This window comes from Halodurantibacterium daqingense, from assembly GCF_042666235.1.
GTDB classification, from domain to species: domain Bacteria; phylum Pseudomonadota; class Alphaproteobacteria; order Rhodobacterales; family Rhodobacteraceae; genus Halodurantibacterium; species Halodurantibacterium daqingensis.
On record NZ_JBHTFQ010000008.1, the window covers coordinates 36,726 to 50,935 of the forward strand.

The window sequence follows — 14,210 nt, forward strand, 5'->3', positions numbered from 1 at the left end:
ACATAATCTTCATTCACGGGTTGAAACGCTCCGGTGGTGCGCGCTGTCCTGAAGCGCGACTTTTGGTGCCTGACAAGGGGTTTAGGCCTGAAAGCACACTGCGAGCAAAGATCCGCCAGAGCCACCTCTTCCGTTCGGAACGCCGCAAGATTGAACGTTGGCGGCAGGCCAATGTCACCCCTGACGAGATGGCGCACAGGCTTGGCCGGCATCGTTCGACGATTTTTCATGTTCACGTCCGTCAAGCTGGTATTATTTCCCGCTGAGGGCATGATCAGGCGGCTTTCGTGGTTATGCTGGGAATGGGGTCGATCTCCTCTGTCGATCCTTGCGAGGGCCTCGATGATCGCGTAGCGGCTCGAGGTCTGCCCTTCGTTGTTCTCCTCGGACAGCACGGCGCCGATCTGGCGCATGATGGAGGCCTCGTTCGGGAAGCTCCCGACGACATCGGCGCGGCGCTTCACTTCCTTGTTCAGGCGCTCGATCGGATTGGTGGAATGCAGCCTGGTGCGGTGCTGGCGCGGGAAGGACAGGAAGGCCGGCACGTTGTGCCGCTGGTGTCCATGAAGTCTGCAAGCCTGGGCCGACGCGGGCGCAGCTGTTCGGACAGCTTGTGCCAGGTTTCGCCGGCATGGGCGCGGTGCGGCTGGTCGAAGGCCTTGCGGATCGCGGCGGCGACCCCGCTGTGCTGGCCGCGGGAGACATGGGCCAGAGCGTTGCGCATCCAGTGAGCGCGGCAGCGCTATCATGTCGCCTCCAGGACCCGGGCGATGGCCGCCTTGAGCCCTGTGTGGGCGGCGCTGATCCCCGCCTGACCCCGCCAGGGCCGCGGGCAGGCAGAGCGCGCAGGAACCCGGCCCAGAAGGTCTCGGCTTCCGAGGGGCCGATGCCCAGGCCGATGATCTCGCGGCGGCCTTCGGTAGTGGCGGCCACAGCGATTATGGCGGCGACCGCATGCGCCCGCCCCGGCGGACCTTCAGACAGGTGGGGTCCCGCGAGAGGGCACCGGTGAGGGCGCCATCGGTTCAAGCCCAGTGGCGAACAGGTCCCTCGCCGGTCAGCGGGGCCGGTTCGGGAACGCGCCGACCCGAACACGCTTTCCCAGGAGCGGTTTCGTCAGCTCTGCGGGCCTCAGTGCCACGCCGCGTACGAGCTCGGCTTCCGCACCCCTGCCGAGCTGTTCAAGGCCGACCTGCTTGGGCGCGGCTACCGAAGGGAAAAACTCTCCGGGCAACCATGGTCGCCTTTGGGCTAGCGCGTCCATCTTGTCTTTCATTCTGTCAGCCATTTTCGAGGCTGTCGAAGCACCCTCCGAGACGTGAGATCAAGGGATACCGGAACCTTCCGCGCACCCTCGCGCCAGAAAGACGGTAAGCAGGAGCATCTGCCGCTTGCAGGCCGTGGCAGGCCCGGCGGGCGCTGGTCGCCGGGGTCAGTGGGTGCAGAAGTGCGGGGACAATGGGCATGCGGGATGATTTCTGCCGTCGCTGGGCGACGCCGGCCTGCGGGGCGGCTCAGCCGTCGCGATGAGCATCCTGGTTCGAAAACGACTGCGACATCGCGTTCACGCAAAGCCCGTAGAGATGACGCACATGCGGGTTGTTCTCCAGGAATGCGCTGCATGCGAAATGGACGCTCACCGGCTCGATCCCCGTAAGCAGGATACGACCGACGCCGTGATCGCCTTGCCCCACGCTCCATTCCGGGACGATGGCATAGCCGAGGCCCTTTTCGACGAGACGCGTGATGCTGGTACTGCCCGAGGCTGTCGTGGTGACCCGGGGCGACTGACCCATGCGCCGCGTCAGATAGGCCAGAACGATGGTGCGGATCGTCTGGCTGGGCTCGTAGGTGATGAAGGGCCGATCACTGAAACCCGAGAGGTCGGCCTCGGTCAGGTCGCGGTCGCTCCAGGCGCGCGGGTAGATAAGGGCCAGCCGATAGGCGCCGATCAACTGCTGGGTGATCGAGGCATTGCTGAAACTGCGCTCGCTCACCGCCGCATCCAGGGAGCCGTCCAGCATCAGCTGTTCAAGCGTCGTGTCGCGCTCAAGGAACGCCAGTTCGATATCCGGCTCGGTTTCGCGAAAATGGCGGATGATATCCGGGAAGAAATGGTGGAACAGCGCCTGCGGAACGCCCACGCGCAGAATGGTACGCGCGTCTCGCAACAGGATGCGGATGCGCGACAGGATGGTGTCCAGTTCCTTGCCAAGGCTTTGATAAAGCGCCTTTCCCTGCGGCGTCAGCGCCACACGTCGCGCGCCCTTGTCGGTTTCAAGAAGACGCGCGCCATACATCTGTTCCAGGCGGCGGACATGGTTGGCAGCGGTCTGGAACGAGATGTTGAGTTCGCGTGCAGCCGCGGAAAAAGAACCCGTCCGGGCCACCAGATGGAAGCTTTGCAACAGCAGAATATCGATCTTGACGCGACCGGTGTCGCCCTGCCCTTCCATGGAGCCGATGTTGTCACCGGAATCAGCCATAGGCAATACTGTTCTTGTCGGCCCCGGCCCCGACCGCCGCTATGGCCAAGGGCGCAAAGAAGGGGCTTTGTTCCAGCAGGCGCGGCGAGACTGCTGCCTGTGACAGGAATCCTGCGCGGTTAAGGACGCCCCGGCACAAGAGATCGGCCATCGCGCAGACATGCGCGGCGGTGGCCATCACCCCCGCACTGCACCAGGCACCATCCGGACCGGGTTGCATGGGGATCACCTGCTCGAACCATTCCCGGGCTCCGTCGGCGCGGATGATGTCCAGCGCGATCAGCACGCGGTCTTCGTCGATGGGGGGCAACCCGTTCATCAGCAGGGAACGCAATTGATGGCGCCGCTGCGCAAGGCCAAGATCGTCAATCAGGAAGCGCATGTAATCCAGGTGCCCCGGATAGCGCAGCGTCTTGAACACCAACCCGTCAACCGCCACTTCGGGCGCGCGCACCAGCGCGTCAAGGCTGCCCGCCGTCGTGAAGCTTTCGAAGGCCTCGCCCGCCAACACCACGCTTTCCAGTTCGGCCAGTGGCGATAATGTCACCTGACGGCCCTCGCGAATGGCGAGGCAGGGACTGAAGTATTCCACGAGCAGTCCGTCGATGCCCAGAAGGTTGCCATAGCCCAGCCGGTTCACCCGTCGCGTCGGCAAGACACCCACATGCGCCGTTACCTGCGCGCCGGGGCCGGCGCTGCGCATCCTCTCGGCGGTCAAGGCCGTGACATAACCGGGCGCAAGGCCGCAGGCCGGCACGAAGCACTGCCTGGCACCTTCAGCCAGCCGGGCGATTTCCGCGGTCGATCCGGGGTTTTCGGAAATGTCCAGATAGTGACAACCCACATCATGGGCGATGCGGGCGATGTCGGTCGTGTTCGCCCAGACGTCGCCCGCCATGATGATCGCCGAAAGGCCCGACAACTGGCCATCAGGCGCGGCCGACAGGTTGGCGACGGTGCGTTGAACCGAAGGCAGAAGCGGCAGCGTGCTGTGGCCGGGTTCAGGATCAGGCGCCGAAAGCAGAACCGCATAGCGCGGATCGACGGCCAGGGTGTTGGCGATGGCGTGCGCCATGCGGCCCGCACCATGAACAAGGATCTGATGACGCCCCATCCCCCGCACCCTCAGCCGTGGAAACGCGACAGGAAACCGCGCAGCCGCTCGGACTTCGGATTGCGCAGGATGCCCTCGGGCGAGCCCTCTTCGGCGATGACACCGCCTTCCATGAAGATCACGCGGTTGGCCACTTCGGCGGCAAAACCCATTTCATGGGTCACAAGCACCATCGTCATGCCCCCATCGGCCAGCTTGCGGATCACGGCCAGCACCTCGCCCACCAGTTCAGGATCAAGTGCGCTGGTCACCTCGTCCAGCAGCAGCATGTCGGGGCGCATGGCAAGCGCCCGCGCAATCGCCACACGCTGTTTCTGCCCGCCCGACAGATGCGCCGGATAGGCGCCACGCTTGTCGGCAAGGCCCACCTGCGCAAGAAGTTCCAGCGCATGTTCCTCGGCGCTGGCGCGGCTTTCGCCCAGCACCACCCGGGGGCCGCGGGTGATGTTGTCGAGCACGGTCATGTGCGGAAACAGATTGAAATGCTGGAACACCATGCCGACATGCCGGCGCAGCTTGCCCATGCCGATGGATCCCGCCTGGTCACGAAAGCGCCGGGCCACCGGCTGGCCGCGGAAGGTCAATGTGCCGCCCGTGGGAACCTCGAGCATGTTCATGCAACGGATCAGCGTCGATTTGCCTGATCCCGAAGGCCCGATCAACGCCAGCACGTCGCCGGGCGGCACCGAAAGGTCAATCCCCTTCAGCACATCCAGCTTTCCGAAGGACTTTTTCAGACCGCGCAGTTCCATCACCGGCTGGGCCGACGAAATGCGCGCGTTGGGTTGTTCAAGAACTGCCATTGTCATGGTCCTTCTGGCTCAGTCACTGCGGCGCATGCGACGTTCGAAATGATCGGCGACCTGCGTCAGCGGGAACAGCATGGCGAAATAGAGAACGGCCGTCAGTGTATATGCCTCAAGCGGGCGATAGGTGGCGCTGTTGACCATGGCGGTCATGTAGGTGAGTTCCGCAACCGAGATCGCATAGAGCAGCGAAGTGTTCTTCACCTGGATCACCGACTGGTTGATATAGGCGGGCAACATCTTCTTCAGCGCTTGCGGCAGGATGATATTGACCATGGTCTGCACCTGCGACATGCCGACCGCCTGCGCCGCTTCGGATTGGCCCTTGTCAACCGCCAGGATGCCGCCGCGGAAAATCTCGGCATAGAAGGCCCCCACGTAAAGCGACAGCACCATCAACCCCGCCACGCTGTTCGAGATCGAAAATCCCAGCAGCATCGGCAGCGCGTAATAGGCCCAGAGGATCTGCACCAGCAAAGGCGTGCAGCGGAAAACCTCCTGATAGCTGCGCGCCGCCAGACGCAGAACCCTGAATCGCGACAGCCGCGCAAAGCAGGTCAGAAGGCCCACGCCGGTGCCGATCGCGATTGATCCGATCGTGTAGAGGAAGGTCAGCCATACTCCCCACATGAACAGGTCCAGCGACATCAGAACCGTATAGAAATCCCAGTTATACATCGGCGGGGCGCCCTTTCTTGTGTCATGTCTTGCGGATGCAGGAACGGCCAGGCCCGTGCGACCCGGCCACCTTGGCCTCAGCCGCCAAAGTCGAAGCCCGCCGGCAGGTCCTCCATGGTGATGCCGAAGGGCTCCATCCCGCCGACAATCCAGGTCTGGTTGTTGCCCATCTGACGGTTGTAGGTTGCCCAGGCCGAAACGAAGGTCTTGAACTGTTCGTCGGCGTCATAGTTGATGCCGATCACCGAGGGCGACGAAAGGCGCGGCTCGGGCACATGGATGTCGCCGATCGCCGGGTTGCGGCTGCGCATGACCATCGAGTTCAGCACCGTGTTGATCAGCGCGTCGGCCCGGCCGGTGGCCACGGCGATCACCGCCTCGTCGCGGGTCTGGAAGCGAAGCATGTTGGCGCGCGGCAGATAGGCGCGGGCGATGTTGTCCTGCGCGGACCCGGTATCAACCGCGATGGTGATCTCGGGCGAGTTGAGATCGGCCCAGGAGGCCGAGGCGAGTTCGGCCTTGGGCGAAACGATCACGAAGCTGTTGTAATAGGTCGGTTCCGAAAAGTAGATCGACAGCGCCCGTGCCGGCAAGGCGGTCAGCGCGAAGGCAAGATCGACGCGTCCCGACTGGATGTCGAGGATCGAGTTTGCCCAGCTCGATTCCACCATCTCCAGTTCGACGCCGAGCGTTTCGGCCATGTCGGCGGCCATATCCACCACAAAGCCCGACCATTCGCCGGTGCGGATGTCACGGACGAAGTAAGGCGCCTCGGTCGGGATGCCGGCAACGCGCAGAACCCCCCGTTCGCGGATCTGGTCGACGGTTCCCTGCGCCTCGGCACTCTGGCCCAGCGACAGCGATGCGGCCACCGCGACCAAGCCCGCCATCATGTTTCTCAAGATCGACATTTCGCTAACCTCCTGTTGACTGCGGCCAGTTTTGGCTCGCTCAATTCCTCCCCGCGCCGTGAGGTGGCGGGTAACGTCAGGGCATCGCGTTTCGCGCTTCCGTTCAATACAATTATGCTGTGCTGACTTACAACAAAGTTGGAATATGAAGCCGGGTGGTTTGGATGTTATGGCCGTGTTTCGCTTCATTCCCGCATTGTAATGCAAATTTTTTAGCATGTGAGAGAGAGGAATTTATATCGCGGCGTTGAATTTGCGTGACTAACCTTTGCCCTGACGCCCGCATATTCCATGCCGGGCAGGGGGCCAGATGGGTGAGAACAAAGCTTGATATCGCAGTGTTGGGGGCCGGGGTCGTCGGCGCTGCGACCGCACGCCATATCGCCGATCGGGGTGGACGCGTCGCGGTGATCGATGCTACCGGGCCTTCGGCCGGTGCATCGGGCGCGTCGGATGGCGCGGTATCAGTGGCCTCGAAAAAGCCCGGCACTCTGGCCCGCCTCGCAACGGCCTCGCTCCTGTATACCCGACAGTTGGCCACGGGTGGTGTGCTGTCGCATGCGTTTCTGCCCCGACCGGCCTGGTATTTCGCCACACGTGATGCCGAGGAGCAGGCCCTTGACGCCCTTGTGGCCAAGCTGCGCGCGATCGACGGGCCGGTGCAGGCCTTCGCCGATGGCGGGTCCGCGCTGTTGTCGGGCGTCGGGCCCACGGTGCGCCGCATTGTCGAGATCCGCGGCGAAGGCCATATGACCGGCTATTCCGCGACCGCTGCCTATCTTGATCACCCCGGGATCGAGCGGCGCTGGCCGGAAAAGGTGCGGGCGATTGATCCGGACATATCCGGCGTCACCCTTACGCTGGACAGCGGCAGGGTGCGGGCGCGGCGGGTTGTCGTGGCACTTGGATTGGGGACGCCGCGGCTGTTTCCTGAGCTTCCGGTGCGCCCGCGTGCCGGGCAGTTGTTCGTTACCGACCGCGGCCCGGTGGGGCGCCTTCCGGGCGCACTGACCGCGGCCTCGTATCTGATTGCAAAGACCGAAGACCCGACGCGCCTTCCCGAGCCGCCGGTGGTGATTGATCCGCTGGCTACCGGGCAATACCTCATCGGTTCAAGCCGTGAAGAGCATGGCGATCCTTCGCGAGTGGATTTCGACACCATGCTGGCCCTGATCCGGCGCGCGGCAAAGGTCTGGCCGGCCCTGTCCGAGCGCCGCGTGATCCGCGCTTTTGCGGGGGTGCGCGCCGCCACTGCGGACGGGCTGCCTATTGTCGGACCGCTGCCAGATGCGCCGAACGTCATCATCGCTACGGGTTTCGAAGGCGACGGGATCTGCCTGTCGGCCCTGATCGGGCGCGAGGTTGCCCAGATGGCACTGGGGGACGCGCCCGATGCAGCACTCGCAGCCGATCTGGCGGCACTGACACCGGCACGCTTTGCGGCCGAGCCTGGGAGGCACCAATGGGCGGGGTGATTTTCTGGCAAGGCCAGAAGGTTGAGTTCTGCGGGGGCGAAAGCGCGGCCTCGGCGCTTGCGCGCGCCGGGATAACGCAGCTTGGCGTCACTGGCACCGGACAGATGCGCGGCGTGTTCTGCGGCATCGGCCAGTGCCAGAACTGCCTTGTGACCTTTGACGGCCGCACGGTGGAGGCCTGCCTTCTGACCTGCCGTGATGGAATGGTTCTGCAGCCGCAGGAAAGGGCATCAGATGACGGATGAAGCACGGGTTCTGGTGGTCGGAGCGGGGGCCGCCGGTTTGGCCGCCGCAGTTGCGCTGACCGAGGCCGGATTGCCGGTGAAGGTCGTTGATCAGGCGCGCGCACCGGGCGGCGCAGTGCATCGCCAGCCTTTGCCGGGCGGGCGCGGTGCCGGCACTGCCGAACACAAACGCAGCTTTGCCGCGCTGTTGAAAAAGGTTCACGCGGCGGGAATCGAGATCACCTGCGAAACCGGCTTTGCCGGGCTTGATCACACCGGCACCGCGCTTCTGACCGGCGAAGGCGCAGGCCTTCTGCGCCCGCGCGGGCTTGTGCTTGCCACTGGCGCACGTGAACTGGTGCAACCGCGCCTGGGCTGGACCTTGCCGGGCGTTCAGACGGCCGGCGCACTTCAGACGCGCTTGAAGACACTGGGAGTGGCGCCGCAGGGCCGGATCCTCCTTGCCGGAAACGGGCCGCTTCTGCTGGCGGTCGGGGCTGAACTGGCCGCGCTTGGAAATCCTCCCATCGTGATCGCCCTGGGCGGGCGGCCATTCTCGCTGCGCGGGATGCGCCTGCCCCTGCCCTATCAGATCGAGGCCGCGCGCCATCTGGCGCGGCTTCTGGCGGCGCGGGTTCCGGTGCTCACCGGGGCGCATCTGTGCGCAATATCCCGCCACGACGACATGCTGACCGCCCGGATTCGGACCCGCCGTGGCCTGCGCGAATTCCACGCCGATCTTCTGGGGCTTCATGACGGGATCCGGCCAAACGACATCGGCTTTGCGGGCAATTCCCCGATCCCGGTGGAACATGCCGGTGATTGCCGCGAGGCGCTTGGCGCAAGGGCGGCGCTTGCCGATGGTCGGCGCGCCGGGCTGGCACTTTCGGCACAACTGCTGGGAAAACCCGCGCCCGCCCCCTGCCCCGATGTCGCCCGCGAACGCGCCGCCCAACAGCGCCTTGCGGCACTTTTCGCACCCGTTGACGTGCCGCCCCTTGCCGATCTGCCCGCCGACACGATCCTTTGCCGCTGCGAGGGCCGCACACTGGGCGACCTGCGCGCCCTCGGCCCCACCCCCACCGTGCGCCAGCTGCGCCTGACCGGCCGCTTTGCCATGGGGGCCTGCCAGGGCCGCTTTTGCGCGGAATGGGTCACGCGGCTTGCCGGCCGGAACGACCTCGGCCTCGCCCGAATGCCGCTCCGACCGGTGCCGATCGCCGACCTGCTGACACTTCCCGATACATCCGATGGAGACCTTGCATGAACCTTGCTGCCCCGCTTGCCCGCACCACTCCGCGCCAGATCGAGGTGCGCAGCCCGTTCGACAACCGCCTTGTCGGCACCCTTCCCGAAGCCGATGCCGATGCCGTCAACGCTGCCGTCGGCCGGGCCCGCATCGCTGCGCGTGGCTTTCGCAGCTCGACCCCGGCCACCCGCCGGGCACTTCTTGACCGTCTTGCAAGCCTGATCGCCCGTGATGCCGAAACCATCGCGCGCACCATCAGCGACGAAATGGGAAAAACCATCACCGAAGCGCGCAACGAAGTGCGGCGTGCGCAGAATACGCTGCGCCTGTCCGGCGACGCGGCCACCTTCCTCGATGGCGAAGTGATGCACTGCGCCATCGTTGCCGGAGGGGCTGATCGTCAGGCCGTGGTGACGCTCAAGCCGGTTGGCGTGATCGCGGCGATCACCCCGTTCAACTATCCCCTGAACCTTCTCTGCCACAAGCTTGGCCCGGCGATCGCCGCAGGCAACGCAGTGGTTGCCAAACCTTCGCCCAAGGCCCCGCTTGCCGCCGATCACCTGGTGCGCCTGACGGTCGAGGCAGGCTTTCCGGCAGATCTGGTCCAGGTGGTGCATGGCGGTGCCGACACGGCACTGGCCTTGGCCCGCGCACCGATTGACCTTCTGTCCTTCACCGGCGGCCCGCAAGCGGGGCTGGCACTGAAGAATGCCGCAGGGCTGGTGCGCTGCCTGATGGAGCTGGGCGGCAACGATCCCCTGATCGTGATGCCCGACGCCGACCTTGACGCCGCAGCCGAAACCGCCGTCGCACAAAGGTTCGAAATTGCCGGTCAAAGCTGCGCCGCGGTCAAGAAACTGCTTGTGCACGAAGCGGTCCGCGCGCCCTTCACCGAGCGTCTGCTCGCCCTGACTGCGGCCCTGCGGCACGGCGATCCGGCCCGCGACGATATCGCCATGGGGCCGGTCATCGACGCTGCGGCCGCAGACGAGGTGATGGCCCGTATTGCCGATGCAAAGGCCGATGGCGCACGCTGCCTTGCTGGCGGCACGCGCGAGGGGGCGCTGGTTGCGCCGACCGTTCTTGCCGACATGGCCGCGGATTGCCGCCTGCTCGCGCTCGAAACCTTCGGCCCCGTCATTGCCCTGCGCAGCTTCACCGATGTGGCAATGTGCATCGAAGAGGTGAACGCCTCGCCCTACGGGCTGCAGGCCGGCGTCTTTACCAATGACCATGCCGTGATCCGTCATCTAGCACGCGAACTGCAGGTGGGCGGGCTCATGGTCAACGAAGGGCCCGACTTCCGCGCCGAACATGTGCCCTTCGGTGGTGTGCGCACCTCGGGGTTGGGGCGCGAGGGCGTGCGCATCACCATGCGCGAGATGTCGGAAACCCATGTGGTGATTGACTGATGCGCGTTGCCGTCCTTGGGGCAGGCGGGCGCGTGGGTAAGGCGCTTGTGGCGCGCATCCGCGCCGCCGGGGATCTGGAACTCGCCGGCACCCCGGGGCGCGATCTTGCGCTGACCCCGATCACGGGCGATGTGGTGGTGGATTTTTCCGGCCCCACAGGCACGATGGCGCTGCTGGATCATCTGTCCGGCACCGACCTTCCGGTGGTCGTGGGCACCACGGGGTTCGACCCCGCGCAGATGCAGCGGCTGCGCGACGAAGGTGCCCGGCGGCCCCTCTTCGTGGCCGCGAATTTCACCCCGGGCTTCGGCGTTTTTCGCAAGGCCCTCCTTGGGCTGGCCCAAAGCCTGCCACAGGCCCGGCTGACGCTGGCGGAAACCTATAACAAGGCCAAGAAACGCCAGCCCTCGGGCACCACGCTTGGCCTGCAGGCCGACATCTCGGCGCTTGATCCGGTGCGTGAGGTCGAGGTTGCGCTGAATCGCGAAGGCGAGATCGCCGGGATCACCGCCTTCACGCTCGCGCTCGACAGCGCGCAGATTACCCTCACCCTGAACGTGGACAGCCGCGACGCCTATGCGGCCGGCGCGCTTGAGGCGGCGCGCTGGCTGAGGGGCCGCGCGCCCGGCTTTTACACCGACATCAATGCCAATTGACCGAAAGGAAACAAGATGACGGATGCTACCCTTCGCCTGAGGGGCGTTTTTACCGCGCTCGTCACCCCGTTCGACGAAACCGGGGGCATCGACTGGGCGGCCTTTGATCGCCTGATTGATCGCCAGCTTGAGGCGGGGATCGCCGGTCTGGTCCCCGTCGGCACCACCGGCGAAGCTGCCACCCTTGAACCGGAAGAGGCCGAGGCCCTTATTGCCCACACCGTGAAGCGCGTCGCCGGGCGAACCTATGTCCTGGCCGGAACGGGGACGAACAATACCCGGAAATCCATCGAGGCAACAAAGCGTGCCGAAAATGCCGGCGCCGATGGCGTGCTGTTGATCACCCCTTACTACAACAAACCGACGCAAGACGGCCTGATCGCGCATTTCGGCGCCATTGCAGACTCCACCTCCTGCGATGTGATGCTGTATTCCGTTCCGGGCCGCACCGGCGTGGCCATCGCCCCGGAAACGGCGGCGCATCTGGCGCGGGCGCACCAGAACATAATTGCGATCAAGGAAGCCGGCGGCGATCCGGCGCGCGTGACGGCGCTGCGTGCAGCCGCGGGGGCCGAATTTGCGGTCCATAGTGGCGATGATGGTCTGGCGCTGCCCTTCTATGCGCTTGGCGCCTGCGGGCTGACGTCGGTGCTGTCGAACTTTGCCCCCGATGCCTGCGTCGCCCAGTATCGCGCCTTTGTCGATGGCCGGATGCAGACGGCACTGGAATGGCACGAGAGGATGGCCGAACTGGTCGAGGCGCTTTTCGCCGAAACCAGCCCCGGCCCCGTCAAGCGTGCCTTGGCGCTTTCGAACCAGATGAGCGACACGATGCGTCTGCCCATGGTGCGCATCGGCGAGGCGACCGAGCGGCGTCTGGCACAGGCGCTGGCGCGGTACACTGCCTCGGCACGCCCCGGCATTGTCTGATGTGACGCCAGGAATGCGGGCAATGTGTGCCGCCATGGCGCACATGCGACGGATCGGATGCCACCCTTTGTAACCGGCACGGCAACGGCGAACGGATAGGTTTGCTGTTGGCCTGAACTGGAACCGAGGGGTTGGATCGGACACCAGCGTCCGGATCGGCCCGAGGAACGGTCCGGTCAGCTTGGGAAAGGTCGGGGCGGATCGCCGCCAAGCGCGCCCTGCCCGCCCCATCGACGGCCGATCATGCCGTTGATCCATCTGCGACCGAGGCGGGTCAGAACCCGACGAACCTGCAAGCCGGTCAGCTGCGCGCAGCCCCGCAATAGCAGGGCGTGTGCAGCCTGGCGCGTTTGATCTTGAGGAGAGCCCGTGGAATCCGCCGCCGAAGTCATGGCGGGATGACTGCAGCACGAGGGCACGTTGATCGGCGCAGCTTTCGCGCCACCAGGGCGGGCATCCATGCGAAAAGGGACGCAGGCTTCTGGTCTCTGCGCCATGAACCCGGCGCAGAGACGGGAAAGACCTCAGGCTGCGAGGTCCACCATGATATCGAGGAACGGCGCGTATTGCTGGGCGCCGAAGATATCCCCGTCCCCGGCACTGCCTGACGGCCGTTCGCGCAGGATCGTGAACTTGATTGCATAGGCGGGATCGTACTCGACGAAATCCGTCAGGCGACCGGGGTCAACATTGAGAATGCGGCAGACAGTTTCGCGGGTCAGAACTCCCGACCGCCTGACCAGATCATAGGTCTCGCGCTCGCGGAAGATGATGTCGAAGGTGATCTTGTCGGTGCCCGCGTTCTTGGATCGTATGGTCTTGGCCAGATCGGACAGTTTCTTGCAGGTGTTCATGGGGCCCTCAGCCGATGATCGTGGTATGGGTGGGGAAAAGCGCCAGCGGGTCGTCAACGGACATGGTGTGGTTCACTGTCCAGCGATAGGCCGGGCTTGCCTGCATCACCTCGTCCAGCACGAAGGACACGCCACCGGCCGTGCCTTTCACGTCGGGCAGCCGCGCATAGAACATCTGGCGCGTGCCGGTCATGCAGACCTCCTCGGCCATCTCACGCGTGGGGGCGACGCCCTGGACCACCACGCAAAGCTCATGACCGGGCTTGTCCTTCAGCGGCTCCATGTCGCCCATCACGCCATTGCGGCCGAAGACGCTGTAGTGCAGCTCCCATCCCGTTGGACCAAAGCGTTCCTCGGTCTGCTTGCGGGCCCAGTCGATGACGGCATCCACATTTGCGATCGTATAGGGATCGCGGATGCCGGCCATGCCGACAAAGCGTTCACCTACCTTGCCCGACCCTTCCAGCTTGACGCGGAAATCCTCAGCCGGAACAAAGTCCATTCCCGTCACGCGGGTTGTCTTGTCGGTGACCTGTTCGTAATGGCAATGCGTCATGTCCAGCATGCCGCCGGCGACGAATTCGTGGAACGGGTTCGAGCGTTCGTACATCGCGTGGCCCGCGACCGAAGCCACGGTGCAGCGCTGCCACGGCGCCATCGCCGTCACCGACACCGAATCCGCCGTGATCTCGCCCATCACGGTTTCCTTGGCGCCATAGGGTTCGGCGCAGAACGAGGCACATTCGAGCACCTTGCCCAGATAATAGCTCTGCGCCTCGGGGAAGCCCTTGAAAAGGGCGCAGGCGGCAAAGATCGCGCTGTCCGAGGACCGGCCGCCGATGATGACATCGCAACCTTCTTCAAGCAGTTTGACGAAGGGATGCACCCCCGCCATGGCCACGACCCGCGACGTCGCGTCCAACTCTGCCTCGCTCAGCGGATCGCGTGCATCGAGACCGGTGACCGACGCGCCGCCATTGATCCTGGACCGGATCAGTTCCCGGTCCACCTCGGAATAGAACCAACCCAGCTTGAAAGGCGCAAGATCGTGCCGTGCGGCAATGTCACGGATGATCTCCACATACATGTCGACGCGGCTGTTGGTGCCGGTATCGCCCGCAGATCCGATCAGCATCGGAACCCCGATCCGGCGCGCGGCGAGAAGCATTTCCTCAAGATCATGTTCCTGCCAGGACCGCGGGCTGGCGCAGCTGTCATTGCCAAGCGGCACCGGGCCGATGTCGTCGCTGCCGGAATCCGCAGCGATGAAGTCCGGACGGGTTTCCACCGCGAGGCGGAAACTGTCTGTCTTGAGTGGGGCAAATCCCAGATGCCCGTTCGGGCAGATGATCCTGATGGACGACATGGCTTCCTCTTGCGCAGGGCGTATGCCTCTTCTTATGCGCAAAGCGTGC

Annotated in this window: 13 protein-coding genes and 2 pseudogenes; 7 read left to right on the forward strand and 8 right to left on the reverse strand. The window is 64.8% G+C overall.

Annotated elements, in window-relative coordinates; translation table 11 throughout:
- Positions 1-98: 98 nt before the first annotated feature.
- A pseudogene (locus ACFQXB_RS20325) lies at positions 99-227 on the forward strand (helix-turn-helix domain-containing protein); the annotation flags it as partial.
- Positions 228-274: 47 nt separating this feature from the next.
- Here the strand turns inward: ACFQXB_RS20325 and ACFQXB_RS14600 are convergent.
- From ACFQXB_RS14600 to ACFQXB_RS14625, 6 genes and pseudogenes are all read right to left on the reverse strand, one after another.
- Positions 275-992, reverse strand: a pseudogene (locus tag ACFQXB_RS14600) (IS256 family transposase); the annotation flags it as partial.
- Between the two features lie 522 nt (positions 993-1,514).
- Positions 1,515-2,486, reverse strand: coding sequence for a LysR family transcriptional regulator (locus ACFQXB_RS14605; RefSeq protein WP_377405335.1), 972 nt, complete (start codon positions 2,484-2,486; stop codon positions 1,515-1,517).
- The gene (locus tag ACFQXB_RS14610) at positions 2,479-3,600 is read right to left on the reverse strand and encodes a saccharopine dehydrogenase family protein (protein ID WP_377405337.1); all 1,122 of its coding nucleotides are present in this window, start codon (positions 3,598-3,600) and stop codon (positions 2,479-2,481) included. The genes ACFQXB_RS14605 and ACFQXB_RS14610 overlap by 8 nt, the downstream gene beginning before the upstream one ends.
- Positions 3,601-3,611: 11 nt before the next feature.
- The gene (locus tag ACFQXB_RS14615) at positions 3,612-4,403 is read right to left on the reverse strand and encodes an amino acid ABC transporter ATP-binding protein (RefSeq protein WP_377405339.1); all 792 of its coding nucleotides are present in this window, start codon (positions 4,401-4,403) and stop codon (positions 3,612-3,614) included.
- A gap of 18 nt (positions 4,404-4,421) precedes the next feature.
- Positions 4,422-5,084, reverse strand: coding sequence for an amino acid ABC transporter permease (locus ACFQXB_RS14620; protein ID WP_377405341.1), 663 nt, complete (start codon positions 5,082-5,084; stop codon positions 4,422-4,424).
- Positions 5,085-5,161: 77 nt separating this feature from the next.
- A complete protein-coding gene (locus ACFQXB_RS14625) occupies positions 5,162-5,995 on the reverse strand; it encodes a transporter substrate-binding domain-containing protein (protein ID WP_377405343.1) in 834 nt (277 codons plus the stop codon).
- A gap of 314 nt (positions 5,996-6,309) precedes the next feature.
- Here ACFQXB_RS14625 and ACFQXB_RS14630 point away from each other — a divergent pair, with 314 nt between their 5' ends.
- The 6 genes from ACFQXB_RS14630 to dapA are packed head-to-tail and all read left to right on the forward strand — an operon-like array spanning position 6,310 to position 11,941.
- On the forward strand, positions 6,310-7,470 hold the full coding sequence (locus ACFQXB_RS14630; RefSeq protein WP_377405345.1) for an NAD(P)/FAD-dependent oxidoreductase: 1,161 nt from the start codon (positions 6,310-6,312) through the stop codon (positions 7,468-7,470).
- Positions 7,458-7,715 carry a 2Fe-2S iron-sulfur cluster-binding protein gene (locus ACFQXB_RS14635; protein ID WP_377405347.1) on the forward strand — a complete coding sequence of 86 codons (258 nt, stop codon included), beginning with the start codon at positions 7,458-7,460 and terminating at the stop codon, positions 7,713-7,715. The genes ACFQXB_RS14630 and ACFQXB_RS14635 overlap by 13 nt, the downstream gene beginning before the upstream one ends.
- Positions 7,705-8,961 (forward strand): FAD-dependent oxidoreductase, encoded by a 1,257-nt coding sequence (locus tag ACFQXB_RS14640; protein WP_377405349.1) that lies wholly within the window; start codon positions 7,705-7,707, stop codon positions 8,959-8,961. The genes ACFQXB_RS14635 and ACFQXB_RS14640 overlap by 11 nt, the downstream gene beginning before the upstream one ends.
- Positions 8,958-10,355, forward strand: a complete 1,398-nt coding sequence (locus tag ACFQXB_RS14645) for an aldehyde dehydrogenase family protein (protein WP_377405351.1) — start codon at positions 8,958-8,960, stop codon at positions 10,353-10,355. The genes ACFQXB_RS14640 and ACFQXB_RS14645 overlap by 4 nt, the downstream gene beginning before the upstream one ends.
- Positions 10,355-11,011 (forward strand): dihydrodipicolinate reductase C-terminal domain-containing protein, encoded by a 657-nt coding sequence (locus ACFQXB_RS14650; RefSeq protein ID WP_377405353.1) that lies wholly within the window; start codon positions 10,355-10,357, stop codon positions 11,009-11,011. Before ACFQXB_RS14645 ends, ACFQXB_RS14650 begins: the two co-directional genes overlap by 1 nt.
- 15 nt (positions 11,012-11,026) lie before the next feature.
- Positions 11,027-11,941, forward strand: a complete 915-nt coding sequence (gene dapA / locus ACFQXB_RS14655) for a 4-hydroxy-tetrahydrodipicolinate synthase (protein WP_377405355.1) — start codon at positions 11,027-11,029, stop codon at positions 11,939-11,941.
- Positions 11,942-12,465: 524 nt separating this feature from the next.
- On the opposite strand, the gene ACFQXB_RS14660 is transcribed toward dapA, so the two are convergent.
- Together ACFQXB_RS14660 and ACFQXB_RS14665 are read right to left on the reverse strand one after the other, a co-directional pair.
- Positions 12,466-12,795, reverse strand: coding sequence for a DUF4387 domain-containing protein (locus ACFQXB_RS14660; RefSeq protein ID WP_377405357.1), 330 nt, complete (start codon positions 12,793-12,795; stop codon positions 12,466-12,468).
- 7 nt (positions 12,796-12,802) lie between these two features.
- A complete protein-coding gene (locus ACFQXB_RS14665; protein WP_377405359.1) occupies positions 12,803-14,161 on the reverse strand; it encodes an acyclic terpene utilization AtuA family protein in 1,359 nt (452 codons plus the stop codon).
- Between the last annotated feature and the right edge of the window lie 49 nt (positions 14,162-14,210).

Coding starts and splice junctions, on each gene's coding strand:
- ACFQXB_RS14605 (WP_377405335.1), bottom strand. CDS start 2,486: ATGGCTGATTCCGGTGACAACATCGGCTCCATGGAAGGGCAGGGCGAC.
- ACFQXB_RS14610 (WP_377405337.1), bottom strand. CDS start 3,600: ATGGGGCGTCATCAGATCCTTGTTCATGGTGCGGGCCGCATGGCGCAC.
- ACFQXB_RS14615 (WP_377405339.1), bottom strand. CDS start 4,403: ATGGCAGTTCTTGAACAACCCAACGCGCGCATTTCGTCGGCCCAGCCG.
- ACFQXB_RS14620 (WP_377405341.1), bottom strand. CDS start 5,084: ATGTATAACTGGGATTTCTATACGGTTCTGATGTCGCTGGACCTGTTC.
- ACFQXB_RS14625 (WP_377405343.1), bottom strand. CDS start 5,995: ATGTCGATCTTGAGAAACATGATGGCGGGCTTGGTCGCGGTGGCCGCA.
- ACFQXB_RS14635 (WP_377405347.1), top strand. CDS start 7,458: ATGGGCGGGGTGATTTTCTGGCAAGGCCAGAAGGTTGAGTTCTGCGGG.
- ACFQXB_RS14640 (WP_377405349.1), top strand. CDS start 7,705: ATGACGGATGAAGCACGGGTTCTGGTGGTCGGAGCGGGGGCCGCCGGT.
- ACFQXB_RS14645 (WP_377405351.1), top strand. CDS start 8,958: ATGAACCTTGCTGCCCCGCTTGCCCGCACCACTCCGCGCCAGATCGAG.
- ACFQXB_RS14650 (WP_377405353.1), top strand. CDS start 10,355: ATGCGCGTTGCCGTCCTTGGGGCAGGCGGGCGCGTGGGTAAGGCGCTT.
- dapA (WP_377405355.1), top strand. CDS start 11,027: ATGACGGATGCTACCCTTCGCCTGAGGGGCGTTTTTACCGCGCTCGTC.
- ACFQXB_RS14660 (WP_377405357.1), bottom strand. CDS start 12,795: ATGAACACCTGCAAGAAACTGTCCGATCTGGCCAAGACCATACGATCC.
- ACFQXB_RS14665 (WP_377405359.1), bottom strand. CDS start 14,161: ATGTCGTCCATCAGGATCATCTGCCCGAACGGGCATCTGGGATTTGCC.